The organism is Mesorhizobium sp. M2E.F.Ca.ET.219.01.1.1 (assembly GCF_004016445.2).
In the GTDB taxonomy this organism is placed as follows: domain Bacteria; phylum Pseudomonadota; class Alphaproteobacteria; order Rhizobiales; family Rhizobiaceae; genus Mesorhizobium.
In genome coordinates this window covers 706,775-723,769 of record NZ_SADT02000001.1, presented here as the reverse complement: position 1 = coordinate 723,769, position 16,995 = coordinate 706,775, and the positions used below count along the sequence as shown (strand labels likewise).

The 16,995-nt window shown below is 64.0% G+C and carries 17 protein-coding genes; 11 read left to right on the top strand and 6 right to left on the bottom strand.

Annotated features, from left to right (window positions below; all coding sequences use genetic code 11):
* Positions 1 to 13: 13 nt before the first annotated feature.
* From EN862_RS03450 to EN862_RS03440, 3 genes are read right to left on the bottom strand one after another with little or no spacing between them, the layout of a single operon-like run.
* A complete protein-coding gene (locus EN862_RS03450) occupies positions 14 to 328 on the bottom strand; it encodes a nuclear transport factor 2 family protein (RefSeq protein WP_127864448.1) in 315 nt (104 codons plus the stop codon).
* Positions 328 to 1,104: an alpha/beta hydrolase-fold protein gene (locus EN862_RS03445; RefSeq protein ID WP_127864447.1), complete on the bottom strand. Its 777-nt coding sequence runs from the start codon at positions 1,102 to 1,104 to the stop codon at positions 328 to 330. The genes EN862_RS03450 and EN862_RS03445 overlap by 1 nt, the downstream gene beginning before the upstream one ends.
* A 4-nt stretch (positions 1,105 to 1,108) precedes the next feature.
* Entirely contained in the window at positions 1,109 to 2,275 is a 1,167-nt protein-coding gene (locus EN862_RS03440; RefSeq protein ID WP_127864446.1) for an ATP-grasp domain-containing protein, read from the bottom strand.
* A 430-nt stretch (positions 2,276 to 2,705) separates the two neighbouring features.
* On the opposite strand from EN862_RS03440, the gene leuA reads away from it, so the two are divergent.
* The 4 genes from leuA to EN862_RS03415 all read left to right on the top strand — a co-directional run bounded on the left by leuA (position 2,706) and on the right by EN862_RS03415 (position 8,286).
* The gene (gene leuA / locus EN862_RS03430) at positions 2,706 to 4,445 is read left to right on the top strand and encodes a 2-isopropylmalate synthase (RefSeq protein ID WP_127864445.1); all 1,740 of its coding nucleotides are present in this window, start codon (positions 2,706 to 2,708) and stop codon (positions 4,443 to 4,445) included.
* A gap of 174 nt (positions 4,446 to 4,619) precedes the next feature.
* On the top strand, positions 4,620 to 6,410 hold the full coding sequence (locus EN862_RS03425; RefSeq protein ID WP_127864444.1) for a hypothetical protein: 1,791 nt from the start codon (positions 4,620 to 4,622) through the stop codon (positions 6,408 to 6,410).
* Between the two features lie 294 nt (positions 6,411 to 6,704).
* On the top strand, positions 6,705 to 7,508 hold the full coding sequence (locus tag EN862_RS03420) for an alpha/beta fold hydrolase (RefSeq protein ID WP_127864837.1): 804 nt from the start codon (positions 6,705 to 6,707) through the stop codon (positions 7,506 to 7,508).
* 160 nt (positions 7,509 to 7,668) lie between these two features.
* Positions 7,669 to 8,286 (top strand): hypothetical protein, encoded by a 618-nt coding sequence (locus tag EN862_RS03415; RefSeq protein ID WP_127864443.1) that lies wholly within the window; start codon positions 7,669 to 7,671, stop codon positions 8,284 to 8,286.
* Here the strand turns inward: EN862_RS03415 and EN862_RS03410 are convergent.
* Positions 8,276 to 9,208 carry a metallophosphoesterase gene (locus EN862_RS03410; RefSeq protein ID WP_127864442.1) on the bottom strand — a complete coding sequence of 311 codons (933 nt, stop codon included), beginning with the start codon at positions 9,206 to 9,208 and terminating at the stop codon, positions 8,276 to 8,278. The genes EN862_RS03415 and EN862_RS03410 overlap by 11 nt on opposite strands.
* A gap of 68 nt (positions 9,209 to 9,276) precedes the next feature.
* Here EN862_RS03410 and EN862_RS03405 point away from each other — a divergent pair, with 68 nt between their 5' ends.
* Positions 9,277 to 9,780, top strand: a complete 504-nt coding sequence (locus EN862_RS03405) for an NUDIX domain-containing protein (RefSeq protein ID WP_127864441.1) — start codon at positions 9,277 to 9,279, stop codon at positions 9,778 to 9,780.
* Here EN862_RS03405 and EN862_RS03400 read toward each other — a convergent pair whose 3' ends face one another.
* Positions 9,781 to 10,767: a glutathione S-transferase family protein gene (locus tag EN862_RS03400; protein ID WP_127864440.1), complete on the bottom strand. Its 987-nt coding sequence runs from the start codon at positions 10,765 to 10,767 to the stop codon at positions 9,781 to 9,783.
* Positions 10,768 to 11,057: 290 nt separating this feature from the next.
* On the opposite strand from EN862_RS03400, the gene EN862_RS03395 reads away from it, so the two are divergent.
* From EN862_RS03395 to EN862_RS03370, 6 genes are all read left to right on the top strand, one after another.
* A complete protein-coding gene (locus EN862_RS03395; RefSeq protein WP_127864439.1) occupies positions 11,058 to 11,663 on the top strand; it encodes an N-acetyltransferase in 606 nt (201 codons plus the stop codon).
* 27 nt (positions 11,664 to 11,690) lie between these two features.
* Complete coding sequence (locus tag EN862_RS03390; RefSeq protein WP_127864438.1) at positions 11,691 to 12,452, top strand: 3-hydroxyacyl-CoA dehydrogenase; 762 nt, start codon at positions 11,691 to 11,693, stop codon at positions 12,450 to 12,452.
* 6 nt (positions 12,453 to 12,458) lie between these two features.
* Positions 12,459 to 13,646 carry a CaiB/BaiF CoA-transferase family protein gene (locus tag EN862_RS03385; RefSeq protein WP_127864437.1) on the top strand — a complete coding sequence of 396 codons (1,188 nt, stop codon included), beginning with the start codon at positions 12,459 to 12,461 and terminating at the stop codon, positions 13,644 to 13,646.
* A gap of 36 nt (positions 13,647 to 13,682) precedes the next feature.
* Complete coding sequence (locus EN862_RS03380; protein ID WP_127864436.1) at positions 13,683 to 14,456, top strand: HugZ family protein; 774 nt, start codon at positions 13,683 to 13,685, stop codon at positions 14,454 to 14,456.
* Positions 14,457 to 14,610: 154 nt separating this feature from the next.
* On the top strand, positions 14,611 to 14,949 hold the full coding sequence (locus tag EN862_RS03375; RefSeq protein WP_127864435.1) for a metalloregulator ArsR/SmtB family transcription factor: 339 nt from the start codon (positions 14,611 to 14,613) through the stop codon (positions 14,947 to 14,949).
* Between the two features lie 53 nt (positions 14,950 to 15,002).
* A complete protein-coding gene (locus tag EN862_RS03370; protein WP_127864434.1) occupies positions 15,003 to 15,800 on the top strand; it encodes an RNA methyltransferase in 798 nt (265 codons plus the stop codon).
* 44 nt (positions 15,801 to 15,844) lie between these two features.
* On the opposite strand, the gene EN862_RS03365 is transcribed toward EN862_RS03370, so the two are convergent.
* Positions 15,845 to 16,987, bottom strand: coding sequence for a hypothetical protein (locus EN862_RS03365; RefSeq protein WP_127864433.1), 1,143 nt, complete (start codon positions 16,985 to 16,987; stop codon positions 15,845 to 15,847).
* Positions 16,988 to 16,995 lie beyond the last annotated feature (8 nt).

Sequence of the window (16,995 nt, the reverse complement as noted above, 5' to 3'; positions counted from 1 at the left end):
GACGCGTCATGCTTCAGCTGATGACCAAGCTTGCGATCCGGTCGCCGTCCAGCGTGAAGGCCATGTCGCCCTCGCCGTTGAAACCATTGCCCGTCACCGCAACGCGGGCATGGTAGACGCCGTCGCGCCGCGTGATGCGGACGATGCGAAGATTGGACTGCGCGCCGATATTGTCCGACTGGTTCCACCGCGCGAGCCCGTCGCGTCCGTGGAAATCGCGGCCCCAGTCGCTCAGGAAAGCCTTCTCGGTGAACGTGTCGAGAAACGCTTCGCTATCGCCGGCATTGGTGGCCTCGACAAAGCGGCGGATCGGATCGGGCGTGGTCATCAATCCAGCCTGTGCATCAGATCGTCATCCAGCCAGCGGCCGAAGAAATAGACCAGTTGCTTGTGCCACCACGGCCAGTCATGGCTGACGTCGCCGCCCCAATAGTCCACCCAGGCCGGGATGGACTTGTCGCGCAGCACCTGTTCCAGCTCGCGCGTCTCGACCAGCATGCGCTCTTCCCAGGCGCCCTGGCCGCAGCAGAAGATCAGCCTGAGCGCCCTGAGCCGCCCGAGCAGCTTCTGGTCGACGATGCCCGGCAGGTAATCGAGCGGCGAATTGAAATAGATGTTGCCTTCCAGCGCCCGGCCGAAAAAATCGCTGGCCGAATAGACGCCGGACAGCGAGATGACGCCGCTTGCCAGTTCCGGGAAGCGGAACACGAAGTTCGACGAATGGTAGCCGCCCATCGAGCAGCCGCTGAACAGCGGCTTGAGATTGCGCCCGCCATTGGACTTGGCGGCGGCCGCCTGCAGCTCCGGCAGCGCCTCTTCGCGCACATAGCGGAAATAGGCCTCGTGCCGCGCGATGCGATGCGCCGCATCGGCATGCTTGTTGAAGAAGGATTCCGAATCGATGCCGTCGAGCGTGAAGAGCTGAATGCGGCCGGTATCGATGAACTCGGCAAGCGCCGCGACCCCGCCCGAATCCTCGAACTGGTAGAAGCGCCCTTGCGAGGTCGGGAACACCACCACCGGGCGCCCGGCATGGCCGTAGCGCTTGTATTCCATGTCGCGGCCGAGATTGCGGGCATGGCCCTTGTGATAGGAGACGTCCATCGGCTCAGGCCTTTTCCGCGTGGATATAGTCGACCGCCTGGCGCAGCGCCTTCGGATCCTTCGAACGCATCTGGTAGGCGTAATTGCCCATGGCGCGGCTGAAGACCTCTTCGATGGCCTGGTGGTGGACGATCTTGTCGCCGTGCGCGGCTAGCACGTCCGCATGGCTGTGCAAATAGTCGATATGGCGTTTGCGGCTGGCATAGGCGGTGAAATACTTGCCCTTGTAAGGGCCGCCGGCCGCATCCTTGACCACCATCTCGGCCCATGCGGCATAGACGTCGATGTCGAATGTGTAGTTGATAGCGTCGGTCATCCAGGCGCCGGGCGGGCGCATATTGACCTCGAGCGCGATGATGCGCTTGTCCTTGGTCTCGAACAGCTCGATGTGGAAGAAGCGTTCGCGCACGTCGAACGCCTTCAGGATCTTGCGGCCCGCCTCCTCTACCGCCGGCGTGATCTCGGGAAAGCAGGTGTAGCTCATATGGCGGTCCTTGTTGACCGCGTCCATGATGCTCTGGTCGTAGCGGTGGCTGGCTGCCAGCACCACCTCGCCGTCGCGGTTGACCAGCCCGTCGAAGGTCACCACCAGCCCCTCGATGAACTGCTCCATGACGAAGGTGACGTCCTCCGGCTTGTCCCGGAAGAACTGGTCAAGTTCCCTGGCATTGGAGATCTTGAAGGTGTTGGAGGCGCCGGAACCTGAATCCGGCTTGACCACGACCGGATAGCCGACACGCCGGATGAAGGTCATGGCGCCGGCGCGGTCGGAGCATTTGCGCTGCGGAATGGTCTCGACGCCGCTCTTGCGGAAGAAGGCGCGCATGCGGCTCTTGCGCTTCAAATTCTTCACGAAGTCGAGCTTGGTGCCATAGATGTTGAAATCGGTGCGGATATTCGCCTCGAGCTCCAGCCAATGCTCGTTGAGCGATTCAAAGCGGTCGATGCGGCCCCATTTGTGGATGAAATGGCCCATCGCCCGGAACACCGCGTCGTAATCCTCCATGTCGGCGATGCGGTAATATTCCGAAAGCGCGGCCTTCAGCTTGCCGTTCAGGGTCTCGTAAGGCGCGTCACCAATGCCGAGCACGGTGGCGCCGGCCTTCTTCAGCCGGTCGCAGAAATCGGCTCCGTTGGCCGGAAAATGCGGCGAGAAGAACACGAAATTCATGGGCGACCCCTCCCCGGAGCTTCGCTCGGTAGCCAAGCGTTCGAAACCAAGTCTGGCGCATTTACGAGGCGCGGGGAAGACGTCGGCGCCGCGAAGAGACCGGGCGAGGCGCAATCGTTCCTGCGTCCCGCTTGCCTCTGACGGGCCGCTCCTGTAAGAGAACCGCCATGACCACGCGCGTTCGCTCCGTCGCTTCTTCTCGCCCCGGCTTTGCCGGCGAGACCGCGCGCGCGCTCGCTTCGACCCTGCTTCTTCTCGGCCTTATCGGCGATCGCCGGGTTCGCTGAAGGAGCGCCCGGCGGTCGATACCCGCCGTCTCAGGCGCATGCTCCTTGGCAAAGTCATAATCAAGCGAATGAAATTCTGGTAGAGGCGACGCTCGCCATCAATACGCCCAAGGCGAACATGCGAGCCGCCCGGAGAAGAGACGATGAACGCACGAGAAGAAATCCGCGCCGGCGAGGCTGAAGCCGGAACGCGCGCGGCCGGCCACATGCCGGATGCAGCCCGCAAGTACCAGTCTTACCCCACCGTCGGCCTGACCGACCGAACCTGGCCGAACAAGGTGATCGACAAGGCGCCGATCTGGTGTTCGGTCGACCTGCGCGACGGCAACCAGGCGCTGATCGACCCCATGGGTCATGAACGCAAGGCGCGCATGTTCGCGCTGCTCCTCGACATGGGCTTCAAGGAAATCGAGATCGGCTTTCCCTCGGCCTCGCAAACGGATTTCGACTTCGCCCGCTGGTGCATCGAGGAAGGCGGCGTGCCCGCCGACGTGTCGCTCCAGGTGCTGGTGCAGTGCCGGCCGGAACTGATCACGCGCACTTTCGAGGCGCTGAAGGGCGCGCGCCGCCCGATCGTGCATTTCTACAATTCGACCAGCGAGCTGCAGCGCCGCGTCGTCTTCGAAAAGGATGTCGCGGGCATCAAGCGCATCGCCACCGACGCCGCCAAGATGATCACCGACATGGCAGCCAAGGCCGGCGGCGGCTATCGCTTCGAATACTCCCCCGAAAGCTTCACCGGCACCGAGCTCGAGGTCGCGCTGGAGATCTGCAACGCCGTCACCGAGATCGTGAAGCCGACGGCCGACAACAAGCTGATCATCAACCTGCCCTCGACGGTCGAGATGTCGACGCCCAACGTCTATGCCGACCGCATCGAGTGGATGTGCCGCAATCTCGACAACCGCGAGAACCTGATCATCTCGCTGCATCCGCATAACGACCGCGGCACCGGCATCGCCACCACCGAGCTCGGCCTGATGGCCGGGGCCGACCGCGTCGAAGGCACGCTGTTTGGCAATGGCGAGCGCACCGGCAATGTCGATATCGTGACGCTGGCGCTCAACATGTTCACCCAGGGCGTCGATCCGGAGCTCGACTGCTCCGACATCAACCGGATGAAGGATGTCTATGAATATTCGAACCAGTTGAAGATCCCGGAACGCCATCCTTATGTCGGCGAACTGGTCTACACGGCTTTCTCCGGCTCGCATCAGGATGCCATCAACAAGGGCATGAAGGCGCTGAAGAAGGCCAACACGCCGCTCTGGGAAGTGCCTTATCTGCCAATCGACCCGGCCGATGTCGGCCGCACCTATGAGGCGATCATCCGCATCAACTCGCAGTCGGGCAAAGGCGGCATCGCCTATGTGCTGCAGGCCGATTACGGCCTCAATCTGCCGCGCAATCTGCAGATCGAGTTCAGCCAGGCGATCCAGGCGATCACCGATGCGGAAGGCAAGGAGGTGCCGGCCAAGCGCATCCATGAACGCTTCCTCGAAACCTATGTCGACCAGCCCGGCGCACGGCTGAAGTTCCTCGACCACCGCACCTTCCCCGACACCGAGGTGAAGGGGCGGCGCATCGTGGAGGCGGATATAACCGACAACGGCAAGGAACTGACGATCACCGGCTCGGGCACCGGCCCGATCGACGGCTTCGTCGATGCGCTCTCGCGCCATGTCGGCGTCGACATGTCGGTGCTCGACTATTCGGAGCATTCCTTGCAGCGCGGCTCCAACGCGTCGGCCATCTCCTATGTCGAGATGGAATATCCGGGCGGCAAGCTGTTCGGCGCCGGCATCAACACCAACATCGTCGCCGCCTCGCTGGAGGCCGTCGTTTCGGCCGCCAACCGCATCATCGGTGGGAAGGCCGGCTGACCAGCCAGGCTCCCTAACCGTGTTGCAAAACAGACGCAATTTCCCCGTCGCTCGTTAACCGGCGGGGGAATTTCCGGTGGCTTACGCGAAAGCATAACACAAGCGTCCTTGTGTGCCGGCGCGAGCGCTATATTATCACGACCTAACCTGTGCCGAGTTCGAAAGGATCGACACTTGGAGCATGCCCCGCCTGCCGCCCCCGCAGTGCGCGAGACATTGGAGCGACTGCTTGCCAGCGAGACGTTCGGACGCTCCGAGCGTGCACGCAGGCTGTTACGCTATCTCGTCGAACGCGAGCAGGCCGGCGAGGCGGACAGGCTGAAGGGCGTTTCCATCGCCATGGACGTCTTCGGCAAGGACGGCGATTTCGATGCCTCCACCGATGCCGTGGTCAGGGTCCAGGCCGGCCGCTTGCGCGAGCTTCTGGACCAATACTTCGCCAATGAAGGCGTCGCCGAGCCGGTTCGCATCGCGATCCCGCGCGGCGGTTATGTTCCTTCCTATGAACTGAACGCAATCCGCCTGCCCGGCGACGCAAAATCCGCGACCGGCAACATCGCGCGCCTACCCCAGGCGTCGGCCGAAGCCGCCCCGGCCGCGGCCGAATATCTCGACAGCCCGACGCCGGGCGAGCCTGCGGCCCCCATTGCATCAGCCGCACCTGCACAATCACTGACGCGGCAGTTGCGGTTCTTCTGGGCTGCCATGGTTCTGGTCATTGCCATGCTAGGCCTGCTCATCCTTCGCCAGGGCAATGCCTTCCTTGGCGGCGGCGACACGGCGGCGACGGCCGCAACGGCGGGCGCTGCCGGCACCGCCGCTCAGCCGATATTCGACTCCTTGCCGCTCATCTACCTTGCCACGAAAGCCGATGGAGCGGAGGCGGCTCGCGTCGCGTCGTCGCTGCGCGCCGGCCTTGCCGGTTTCGACACCATCGACTTCATCGGGCGCGACGCGGATTCAACGCGCGATCAATCGGCCGACCCGATTAGTTTCGTCTTCGATATTGTCCCCGGGCCCGCCGCCGGCGACGTCACGGTGGAATTGCAGAGCGTCGCGACCGGCCGGGTCCTGCTGTCGCGCAACCTGACATCGGCCGAAACCGCGCCTGGTGTGGTTGAAAGCAACATCGCCAGCCTCCTCACGTCGACCGTTCCCGCTTCCGGCGCGATCTACAGCTACATCGACCAGAGCGACATCCGCACGAGCCAGATCGGATGCCTGGTGCTCGACGACCACTACTATCTCGACATGAACGCCAAGACGCACGAAGCTGCCTATCGCTGCCTGGAGAAGCTCACCAGCGAAGGCACCAAATCGTCGCTTGTCTACGCGGAGCTGGCCGCGCTTCATGGGGAGGCCGTCACCGTCCACTATCCCTATCCACCCGATGCGACGCTCGAAAAGGCCATGTCGCTTGCGCATCGCGCCGTCCAGATGGGGCCTATGAACCCGCACGCGCATCGCGCCCTCGGCTACCTCAACTCGCGCCTCGGCAACGCGGACGAAGCGATCCGCTTGACGCGCAAGGCCTACGAACTCAACCCGTATGATCTCGGCATGGCCGCCGCCTATGGCTACGGGCTGATCTTCGCCGGCAAATATGATGAGGGAACGCCGATCCTGGGCCACGCGGTCGAGGCCTTCAGCGGCCATCCGACCTGGTGGGACTATGGCCTGTTCGTCGGCGCCTTCATGCAGGGCGACATGAAAAAGGCCGCCATCGCCAGCGAGTCGCTGCGCACGACGGCATCCAAGTCGCATTATCTGGCCGCGCGCCTGATCGGCGCCAAGATTTCGGGTCGGGACAAGCTGGCGGGCGAGCTTGCCAACGAGCTCACCACCGAATTCCCGAAATTCGCCGCCGACCCGCGCGCGACATTCGTCGACCGCAAATATCCGGCGGATCTCACCGATCGGCTGGTGCAATCCTTGCGTGCCGCCGGGATCGGCAATCCGAGCTAAAGAACTTGCCGGAAAAGCGTGGGCGGTTGGGTTCGGCGGCCACGCCGCAGCCTTCGTGCCGGAATTGCAGCAAGACAAGGACATAGGCACACCTTCCGCCCGTGTTTGTGCCAGCCGATGGCCGCAGTGCGGAAGTATCACGCTGTGATCCGAAACCTATTAGGACGCGCTTGCGCGTCGAGCGCCTGACAGGCCGCTTCGGTCGCGAAAATTTTACTGGCTATCCCTCTGGATCGGGAGCAATTCAGCCACAATTTCCAATTGCAGCCTGCCTTGTTCACAGCTCCATTTTTCATGCTTCCCTTCCCTTATGCCGTCGAGGGCGGCGCCGGTCCGAAGACGATCGTCCTTCTGCACGGCTTCGGAGCTTGCCGTGAGATCTGGCGCGACGTCATGGCGCCGCTGGCGGCGGAGGCTCGAGTGTTGGCCTACGACCTGCCGGGCCATGGTCGTTCGCTGCAATGCGAAGGCATGGGAGGCGCCAAGCCGGCCGCGCGAGCCATCCTCGCCGATCTCGCCGCCCGCCAGCTGACCAAGGTCCATCTCGTCGGTCATTCCATGGGCGGCGCGATCGCCACGTTGATGGCGCTAGCCGATCCTGGCATCGTGGCTTCGCTCACGCTGTTGGCGCCCGGCGGCTTCGGTCCGGAGATAAACGCAGCCCTGCTGCGCCGCTATGCGGCGGCTTCCGGCAGGAGGCAGATCCGCGCCAGCCTTGCGGCCATGTCGGCCCCGCGCAGCTTGCCGCCCGACCACGTGGTGGACGCCCTCTCCCTCATGCGCAAACAGCCCGGCCAGTTGCAGACCTTGATCGATATGGCGGCGGCGATGACCAAGGATGACCGGCAAGGGGTCATCCCTCGAGCGCAGCTCGAGGGGCTCGACATGCCGGTGATTGTTGTCTGGGGAGCGGAGGATCCGCTCCTGCCTGTCGAGCAGGCCGAAGCTCTGCCGTCGCATTTCCATCTGCACCATGTCCTTGACGCGGGTCACATGCTGGTCGAGGAGGCCCCGGATCTGATCGCCGAGATCGTGCGCCGCAACACGCGACGGCGCGCCAGGCGGTTGCGTCCGGCGCTGGGCGCCGCGGCCAGTTGATCGCGGGGCGATGTCCCTGCCGGGGTTGGCCCCCAGACCAGCCGAAAAGATTCGAAACGAATTTCCGCCTGGACCGAGGCTGCGGCCCGCTATGTCATCGGCGTGCATTTTGCCGGCGACTGTGTTAACTCGCTGTTAACCAGCAGCGAGGCGGCCGCCCATGAAGGATGCAGGCGACATAATCACCCCGATCGAGCCATCGCGAAAGCTTTCGGATGCCATACGCGACGTCAAGAACGCCTTCGCCGACCGCGATGACGTGGTTGTCGACATGCGCGAGGCTCACCGCATGCGGCTCGATCTGCTGGCAGTTGAGCTCGCCCCCGTCTTTGCCGATGTCCCGGCCGACATCGACAGCTTCGACTTCGCCGTCTCGTCGGGCCTGCAGCCGCGGCTATGGATCGACGCGGTAAGCCACGTCGCAATGGGACGCGACCGCCGAACCTACCGCTTCCTCAAGGACACGCGCGTCGGCCGTGTGGTGCTGGCTGAATCGACCGAGATGAAAGCCGTCGCCGACGCTGTCACGCGCTACGTGGCCGAACGCGTCGTCGAGCGGCAGCGCATGATGGAGGGCGGCATGGAAAGCGCCGTTCCCGGCCTGCATCGACACGTGGTGCAGGAAGCGGAGCCGCCTATCCGATCCGAAACGGGCCGCAACGGCTGGACAACCTTCTTCGCCGGCCTTGGCCTGATCGCCGCCGGCGCCCTTGTCGGCCTGGCGGTTTCGCTGGCGTTGTTCTGGGACCGCATCATGCAGATGAAGATCAGCTTCTGACGAGTTGGCGCCCGTCTGCCGGCACGTCGAGGTCCATGGTCTGGAGGTCCGAAGGCGGCATGGCCGGTCCGGTCAGGCCGCGCCTGGTCAGGCGCAGGCGCCAGTTGCCCCTTTCACCATCGATTTCGAACATGTTGTACTGCGCCGCCGGATGGTTGCCACCCGGCGCCTGGCCGGCGGCGGCAACACCGACCACCGGCACCTTGGCGCCGCGTGCGCCGATGGTGAACAAGGACGGCAGGTGCGAGTGGCCGTGCAGGACGAGTTCCGCGCCATGCCGGCGAACGACCTTGTGAAAACGGGCAATGCCGAACAGACGCTTGTGCTGCGGGACCGCGCCGCGCACCGGCGGGTGGTGGATCATGATGATCCGGAAGAGCCCCCGTTTCGCGGTATCATCGAGGACCTTGCCGAGCCGTTCGGCCTGCCCTTCCATGAAGAAGCCGTTGGCCATGAAGGGTGCGGTGGCGCGCGCCGTGGTGACGCCGATCAGCGCGACATTGCCACGCACGCGCAGATACGGAAAGGAATCGCGGTCGACCGGACTGTTGACGCCGTCGCCCGTCATCCAGGGAGCCCATGCCCGGCAGACCTTGTCGAAGGCGCCCGGCACATAGGCGTCGTGGTTGCCGGGAACCACGGAAACGTCGTGCGGCGATCCGAGCGTCTCCAGCCAGTGCTTGGCCATCTCGATCTCGCCGTCGAGCGCCAGGTTGACGAGGTCTCCGGTGACGGCGAGATGGTCCGGCGCGCTCGCCTTGATGTCGGCGACGATCGTGTCGATGACAGCGTCATGCATATGGCGGCGTCGGTTGCGCTGCCAGTTGACATAGCCCAGCACGCGCTTGGACGCGAGGTCGCGATAGGTTACATCGGGCAGCGGTCCCAGATGAGCATCGGAAATATGCGCGAGCCTGAACATGGCCCCTTCTTAAGCGACGCCGGCGAGGCTTTCCACTCACCCTTTGCTGTTCGCCTTAGGATGGTAGCATGAACGTCCGCGCCGATCCGGAAGAGGCCTTCCGCCAGACCGGCTGGCCTGGGCTGCGCGCGAGGCTTTTCCACTTCTATTTCCTGCTGCGCCGCCCGATGACTCTCGGCGTGCGCGGCCTGGTCCATGACCGCGCATCCAATTCAGTCTTCCTTATCCGACACACCTATGTGCCGGGCTGGCAATTGCCCGGCGGAGGCGTCGAGCCCGGCGAGACGCTTGAGGATGCGCTGGCGCGCGAGCTTGCCGAAGAAGGCAACATCGCGCTGACCGCGCCGCCGGTGCTGAAGTCGATGCATTTCAATCGCCGCTCCAGCAAGCGCGACCATGTCGGCCTTTATCTGATCGAAGCCTTCAGCCAGACGGCTCCGAAACGGCCCGACCATGAGATCGCCGAAGCGGGCTTCTTCCCGCTCGATCATTTGCCGGAGGGCACGACCCCGGCGACATTGCGGCGGATAGCGGAGGTTTTCGGCGGTGAGCGCATCTCACCATATTGGTAGTCACGCCGCCTTCCTGAACCTACCCCGGTCATGCGGAGCCGCATAATCGAGCTCTGGCCCCACCGGAACGATCCCCGTCGGATTGATCGATCTGTGGCTGCCGTAATAATGCGACTTGATGTGGTGCAGGTTGACCGTGCCGGAGACGCCGGGCACCTGATAGAGATCGCGCAGATAATTCGACAGGTTCGGATAGTCGGCGATGCGGCGCAAGTTGCATTTGAAGTGGCCGACATAGACCGGATCGAAACGAACCAGCGTCGTGAACAGCCGCCAATCGGCCTCGGTGATGTGTTCGCCGGCCAGGTAGCGCTGTCGCGACAGCCTCTCCTCGATCATGTCGAGAGCCTGGAACAATTCACCGAAAGCTTCCTCGTAGGCTTTCTGCGTGGTGGCGAAACCGGCGCGATAAACGCCGTTGTTGATTGCCGGGTAGACCTGCGCATTGATCCTGTCGATCTCCGCGCGCAGCGCCGCCGGATAGAAGTCGAGACCCGCATCGCCCCATTCGTCGAAGGCGGAATTGAGCATACGGATGATCTCGGAGGACTCGTTGTTGACGATGGTCTGTTCCCGCTTGTCCCACAGCACCGGCACCGTCACGCGGCCTGAATAGGCCGGATCGGCTTTGGCGTAGATCTGGTGCAGGAAATCGAGGCCGTAGAGCGTGTCCCCGGTGGCGCCGTCCTCGGCTTTGAACGTCCAGCCGTTTTCGCCCATGAAGTGGTGCACCACCGATACGGAGATGATGCCGTCGAGCTTCTTCAGGGCACGGAAGATCAGGGTGCGGTGTGCCCAGGGGCAGGCAAGCGAGACATAGAGGTGATAGCGGCCGGGTTCCGCCTTGAAGCCGCGCCTGCTGCCTTGCGCCGGACTACCGTCACGCGTGATCCAGTCGCGCCATTGCGACTCTCTCCGAATGAACCGTCCGCCGCTGTCGGTCTCGAACGGGCGGTCCTGCCATTTGCCTTCGATCAGCAATCCCATGCGGAAATCTCCCTGCGGTTCGCAATAATCTAGGCCGATAGCCGGGTTGGCGAAGCCCCTCGGCGCTGAACAGTTCGTCAAATGACGAACCAGTTCGTCAAATGACACAAAGAAAGACAAAAAGCGCCGATTGCAGCGGCACAAAATTGGTGCTAGCGGAGGCGCCCATGTTCGACTTTGCCTCGATCCGGTTCGACCGACGACGAAAGGGCGCCCGCGCTTAACAAGCGCTGACTGGCGAACGCTGCCGCTTGCAGCAAACCTTCCTCGCATACCGGAACGCAAAGACCATGAGCCTTGCCGACGTGAAATACCTGCCGGAAACCCCGGCGCATGATGCTGAAATCGAAGCCATCAACGACGAGGCCTTCGGCCCGGGCCGCTTCGTGCTTGCCGCCTACAAGATCCGCGAGTCGGGCGGGCATGACCGCTCGATGTCCTATGTCGCCGTCAAGGACGACACGGTGATCGCCTCGGTGCGCATGACGCGCGTGGCCGCGGGCGCGGGACGCGCCATGATGCTCGGCCCGCTTGCGGTGCGCCCCGCCTTCAAGAATCTCGGCATCGGCCGCAAGCTGGTCGCGATCGCGCTGGAGGCGGCCAGGAAGGCCGGCGCGCCTGCCGTCATCCTGGTCGGCGACGAGCCATATTATGGGCCGCTCGGCTTCAAGCGCTTCCCGCGCGGGCAGATAACCATGCCGCGCCCGGTCGATCTCGACCGGCTGCTGCATCACGAGATCAAGTCCGGAGCCGTCGCTCGCTTTGCCGGTGAAGTCTGCCACGCCAACACGGCAAGGGTTGCGGAATTTGCCCCGGCCCTGGCGCGGCCGGTTAGCAATGCGCAGTTGTCGATCGAGCCGGCCATTGCGGTTGCGCCTCCCCTGCGCGCCTCGTAGCATAATTCGAAACCCTGGGAGGCTTGCATGAACCCGAACGGCCAGATCGCGATCGTCACCGGCGGGGGATCCGGCCTGGGAGAGGCGACGGCGCGCGCGCTTGCCGCCAAGGGCGCCCGCGTCGCCATCCTCGATGTGGGCATCGAGCGCGCGGCGAAGGTCGCAGCCGACCTCGGCGGCATTGCCGTCCAATGCAATGTCTCTAGCGGCGACAGCGCCACGGCCGCGATCGCCGAAGTGACTGGAAAGCTCGGTGAACCGCGCATCCTGGTCAATTGCGCCGGCATAGCCATCGGCGTGAAGACGATCGGCAAGGACGGACCGCATCCGCTCGACCAGTACCGCAAGGTTATCGAGATCAACCTGATCGGCACGTTCAACATGATCCGCCTCGTTGCCGATCGCACGGCGAAGCTCGATCCGCTTGCCGGGGGCGAGCGCGGCGTCATCGTCAACACCGCCTCCGTTGCCGCCTATGACGGTCAGATCGGGCAGGCCGCCTATTCTGCTTCCAAGGGCGGCGTCGTTGGCATGACGCTGCCGGTGGCGCGCGATCTGGCGCGCTCCGGCATTCGCGTCTGCACCATCGCGCCCGGCATCTTCAAGACGCCGATGATGGCCGGCATGCCGCAGGAAGTGCAGGATTCGCTCGGCGCCGCGGTGCCCTTCCCGCCGCGGCTCGGCGAGCCGTCGGAATATGCGGCCCTTGCGCTGCACATCGTCGAGAACCAGATGCTCAACGGCGAAACCATCCGGCTCGACGGCGCCATCCGCATGGCGCCGAAATAAGCCGAGATGACTGGCTCGCCGACAGGCGCCGGTGCTTCCACCGAAAAGACCGGCCCGCTCGCCGGCTTAAAAGTCATCGAAATGGCCGGGCTCGGCCCGGTGCCGCTTGCCGCCCTGATGCTGGCCGAGATGGGCGCCGATGTGTTGCGCATCGAACGCGCCGATGCCGGCCAGCCGCTTCTGGACCTACCGGAAGAATACGACCTCGACCGCCACGGCCGTTCCATCCTCAAGCTCGACCTCAAACATCCGGCGGGCCCAGAGCTCTTGCTGCGGCTCGCGGCATGGGCAGACTTGCTTGTCGAAGGCTTCCGCCCCGGTGTGATGGAGCGCCTCGGCCTCGGGCCCGATGTGCTGCTTCAACGCAATCCGGCGCTGATCTATGGCCGCCTGACCGGGTTCGGCCAAGACGGACCGCTGTCCGGGCGAGCGGGGCACGACATCACCTATCTCGCTTATGCGGGCCTGCTGCATGCTATCGGCAGGAAGGACGCGCCGCCCGTGCCGCCGCTCAATCTCATCGCGGATCAAGGTGGCGGCGCCATGATGCTTATTGCCGGCGTGCTCGCCGCCCTTTTCCAGCGTTCGCTGACCGGAAAGGGCCAGGTGGTCGATGCCTCGATGATCGAGGGGGCCTCGATGCTCGCGGCGCCGATTCACGCTTACATGGCGGCGGGTCTGTGGAGCGACAGGCGCGGCGAGAACCTGCTCGATTCCGGCGCGCCATTTTACGACACCTATGAGACGGCGGACGCAAGGCACATTGCCGTTGGCTGCCTCGAACCGCGCTTCTTCGGCGAATTCGCCAGGCTGCTGCCGCTCGCCGGGCATTTTGTCGGCAGCCAATATGACAAGTCATCGTGGCCCGCGATGCGCGTCGCGATTGCCGCCCGGGTCAGGGAGAAAACGCGCGACGAATGGGTCGAGCTTTTCGCCAGGTCCGATGCCTGTGTCGCGCCCGTGCTGTCGCTGGTCGAAGCCAGGAACCACCCGCACAATCGCGCCAGGCAAAGCTTTGTGACGTCTGGCGGGCTCGAGCGCCCAGCGCCGGCGCCGCGTTTCTCGCATGCCCCGGCAGCGGCTGTGGCAGCACCGGCCGCCGCCGATCGCGAAAGCGCAAGCATATTGGCCCGTTTTGGCTTCAGCCAGGAGGAAATCGCAGCCCTTGCAAAGGCGGGTGTAATCGGCCGATAACCGGAGAATAGAAATCAACTTATCTCGGGTGAGCTTATGACCGAACCGAAAAAAGATGTCATTCGCCAGACCGACGCCGAAGCGATCAGGTTGGCGAAAACCTTGATCCGCGCAGCGCGTTTCGGCGCGCTCGCGGTTATCGAGCCCGGCACCGGCGCGCCGCTGGCAAGCAGGGTCGGCGTCGCCACCGACATCGACGGCGCGCCGCTTATCCTGATCTCGATGCTGTCCGCGCACACCGGCGCGCTCGTCGCCGATCCGCGCTGCTCGCTGCTGCTCGGCGAGCCCGGCAAGGGCGATCCGCTGGCGTATCCGCGCATCAGCCTGTCATGCCGGGCCGTGCGGCTGGAGCGGGGATCGGCCGACCAGGTCCGAGCCGAACGCCGCTACCTCAATCGCAATCCGAAGGCCAAGCTTTATGCCGGACTCGGCGATTTCTCGTTCTTCCGGCTCGAGCCTGGACGCGCCAGCCTGAATGGCGGCTTCGGCAAGGCCTATCTTCTCGAGCGCGACGATTTCATCACCGGCGGCGCCCTTGTCGAGGAACTGGCCGGCAGCGAGCAGGCAGCACTCGATCACATGAATGCCGACCATCGCGACGCGATTGCCCTCTATGCCCGTCACTTCGGCGGCGCCTCGGGCGACGGCTGGATCGTCACCGGCTTCGATGCCGACGGCATGGATCTCGCCGCCCCGGACGCAACCTGGAGGATCTTCTTTCCCCAGCCTTTGCAAGCGGCGCGCGAATTGCGTTCGGTGCTCGTCGAGATGGCGAAGGCGGGACGCGCGGCAGAGCAAGACGTTAGTTGATCGCACGCCGGCGAAAGCAACGCTTGATAGTTAAACGAAATGATCTACCTTTGTTATGGCGCTGATTCAGCAGCGCCTGTCGACATCTGAACATTGTGGAATCAGGCGCCATTGCCCCCTGGCGCCAGGATGAGCCAGGACCCTTGGGGGATCTATGATCTCAAACAAACTAATCGCCAATGCGGAATCGGCCGCCGCGTTTCTCACTCTCATGGGCAACGAAAAGCGTTTGCTGATCGTGGCCTATCTGATCGATGGCGAAATGTCGGTCGGCGCCATCGCCGAAAAGGTGCAACTCAGCCAGTCCGCGCTGTCGCAGCATCTCGCCAAGCTGAGGGCGCTCAATCTTGTCGAGACGCGGCGCGACCGCCAGATGATCTACTACTCCTGCAAATCCGAAGCGGTGCGCGAATTGCTGCGTATGCTGGAAGGTATTTTCGGCGACGGCGATCTCTCCCAGATGGCCTATCGGTTGCGCCGCGCCGGGGCTTGACCCGCGGCTCCAGTCGCTCATTACCTCGCTGACCAATCTTCGGCGAGGCCTGTATGAACCTCATCCCCATCGACGACCCTCGGGACCCGCGCGTCTCCGCCTATCTCGACATCCGCGAGCGCGATCTCATCGGCAGGCGTGGCCGTTTCATCGCCGAGGGCAAGGTGGTGCTGGACCTCTTGCTGTCGACAGGGCGCTTCCCCGCGGAGTCTGCCCTCATCCTCGAAAACAGGCTGGCCGGTGTGCAGGAAATCCTGCGCAAGGCGCCTTCGGATTTCCCGGTCTATGTCGCAGCCGGCGAGGTCATGGACCGGATAGCCGGCTTCCACATGCATCGCGGCATCCTGGCGATCGGCATGCGCGGCGATCCAGCGCCCGCCGAGCTTCTGTTGGAAGGCCTGCCTCGGCACGCCTTAGCCGTCGTCCTGGTCGGCATATCCAATCACGACAATATGGGGGCGATCTTCCGCAATGCCGCGGCCTTCGGCGCGGACGCGGTGCTGCTCGACCGGACCTGCTGCGATCCGCTTTACCGCAAGGCAATCCGCGTTTCCGTCGGCGCGGCGCTGAAGGTTCCCTTCGCGTCCTTCGACGATACGGCGGCCTTCACCGCCATGCTCGACCGGCTTGGCTTCAGCCAGTTCGCGCTCTCGCCGCGCGGCACCACCGACATCCGGGTCGCGCAGCATTCCGCCAGACTGGCACTCTATCTCGGCACTGAAGGCGAAGGCCTGCCGCCGGATTTGCTTACCCGCCTGCACACGGTAAGGATTGCCATGGCAGAAGGGTTCGACAGCCTAAACGTCGCGGCGGCTTCGGCGATCGCCCTGCATCACTTTTCCGCCCGATAGCAGTCCACGGAACGATCCCTGGGGGACGCCCCGCGATCGTCTCCTCAGTTGGACGAGCCGGCCTTCTGCAAAGCCCTCACGCGGTCGGCAAGGCTGATGCCGATCCCATTTTGCTGCCCGTCACTCGCCAGGGCCTTGGCGATAGGGGAGTCCGGCCCGTCGAGTTTCATCGTCAGATTGACGACCTCGGCCGCCAGTTCGTTCATCTGCTCGCGAAGGCCGGCGCCGGAGCGTGGATCTCCCGTCGATTCGGGTTTCGCCGCTCCAGAGTCGGCAAGGTCGGTTTTCAGCCGCTTGTTCTCGCGCGCCAGTGCCGTCAGCCTCGCCTCCAGTCGTTCGCGGTCGCCCTCCAACCTGGCGATTGCCTTGTCGACATCGTCGCTTTTCGTATCGGCGCCCGCAGAAAGCCGCGCCACGCCGTTTACGGCGGCGGTCTCCTTTGACCGTTCGCGCATTCGAGCGAGCTCCTTCTCGCGCCGGTCCAGCTTCTCCTCACGGTCGGCAAGCGTGGCGAGCAGGCGCCCCACCTTCTTCTCGAGCTCGGCCGTCTTCCTCTTCTCCGCCTTCAATGCTTCGCGCGCAGCCTTGCTTTCCGAGACGATCTCCTGGTTGCGCTTGTCCGCCTCCTTGCGCTGGCCTTTGAGCAACGCAATGTCGCTGGCGAGCTTTTCCAGCTCGGTTTCGCGCGCAACCAGCTCGATCTGGCGGTTCGAGGACGAGAAGCTGGCGTCATCATACATCTGCTCGAGCTTCTGCAGCTCCAACGCACGCTTCTCCAACGCCCGCTCGGTCTGTGCGAGCTTTTCCGACAGGCGGTGAATATCCTCCTCGCGCTGCCTGAGCTCCGCATTCTTGGCCTGCAGATCGGAGAGCGCCTGGTTCTTGTCCTTCTTTTCGACCGCGAGCCCTTTCAAGGCCTCGTGCCCGCGAGCGATCTCCACCACCTGCTCGGCCACCTTCTCCCGCAAGGTCTTGACGGTTATCTCCAGGCGGCGCGTCATCATTGCATACTCCGCCCGGACCCGGTCCTTGTCCGCCTGGATCTCGGCAGGCGTCAGCGGCAGCGACGCCTCCAGGCGCCTGCGCGTCAGCACGACGGCCCGCCGCCAGACCGCCGGCGCGATCAGCGACACCAGAAAAGCGGCGCAAAGGAAACCGAGTGCGAAGAACAGGACCGACTGGACCAAGGCGAGCT